This is a genomic window from Deinococcus pimensis DSM 21231 (assembly GCF_000519345.1).
In the GTDB taxonomy this organism is placed as follows: Bacteria; Deinococcota; Deinococci; order Deinococcales; family Deinococcaceae; genus Deinococcus_A; species Deinococcus_A pimensis.
On record NZ_KI912668.1, the window covers coordinates 28,731 to 29,967 of the forward strand.

Consider the following 1,237-nt stretch of genomic DNA (forward strand, 5'->3'; position numbering starts at 1 on the left):
GTCCGGCTCGCGGCGGGCCTCGCGCGGCTCCTCGCGCTCTTCCCGCCCGACGGGGCCTTCGGCGTGAGCGGACACGCGCACCTCGACCTCGGCTGGCTGTGGCCCGTCCACGAGACGCGCCGCAAGTCCCGACGCACCTTCGAGACGGTCCTCACGCTGATGGACCGCTTCCCGGACTTCACCTTCAACGGGTCGAGCGCGCAGGTGTACGCGTGGCTGGAGGAGCAGCACCCCGACCTGTTCGAGCGGGTGCGCGCCCGCGTGCTGGAGGGCCGCATCGAGCCCGTGGGCGGCATGTGGGTGGAGCCCGACGCGAACATGCTCGGCGGGGAGTCGTGGGCGCGTCAGCTGCTGTACGGCCAGCGCTACTTCCGCGAGAAGTTCGGCCGCACGAGCCGCGTCGCGTGGCTGCCCGACACCTTCGGCTTCACGCCCGCGCTGCCGCAGCTGCTGCTCGCGGCGGGCGTCACGGGCTTCTTCACGACGAAGCTCAACTGGAGCGAGACGACCGTCTTCCCGCACGACCTGTTCACCTGGGAGGGGCTCGACGGCTCCCGGGTGCTCGCGCACAGCTTCCGCAACCACACCTGGGGCGTCGAGGGCCTCGGGACGTACAACGGCGACCTGTCGCCCACGCATCTGCGGCCCGTCTGGCAGGACTTCCGGGGGCGGGCGCTGCCCGTCTGGGACGGCGGGGCGCCCGAGTCTCTCTTCACGTACGGCTACGGCGACGGCGGCGGCGGCCCCAGCGCGGAGATGCTGGAGCGCTTCGAGCGCCTGCGCGAGTACCCGGCGAGCCCGCGCCTGCGGCACACCCGCGTGGACGACTTCTTCGACGGGCTGCCGCGCGACGGGCTCCCGGTCTGGTCGGGCGAGCTCTACCTCGAACTGCACCGCGCGACGCTCTCCTCGCAGGGCCGAACGAAGAAGCTGCACCGCGAGGCCGAGCACCGCCTCGTGGAAGCCGAGGTGACCTCGTCGCTCGCGACGTGGCAGGGCGGCGACCCGCGTCCCGACCCGTCCCTGGAGGCCGCCTGGAAGGCCCTGCTGCTCGCGCAGTTCCACGACATCCTGCCCGGATCGAGCATCCGCGAGGTGTACGAGGACGCCGAGCCCGCCCTGCGCGGCGTGGTGGACACGGCCACCCGGGCGCGGGACGCGGCGCTCGCCGCGCTCTCGGACGGCACGGAGGGCACCTTCACCGTCGTGAACCCCGACGCGCGCGACCGCCCCCTGC

The 1,237-nt window shown here is 73.4% G+C and carries 1 protein-coding gene; it reads left to right on the forward strand.

From position 1 onward, the window contains the following. A partial coding sequence (locus DEIPI_RS32410; protein ID WP_425387876.1) for an alpha-mannosidase occupies positions 1-1,237 on the forward strand: 1,237 nt, incomplete at both ends.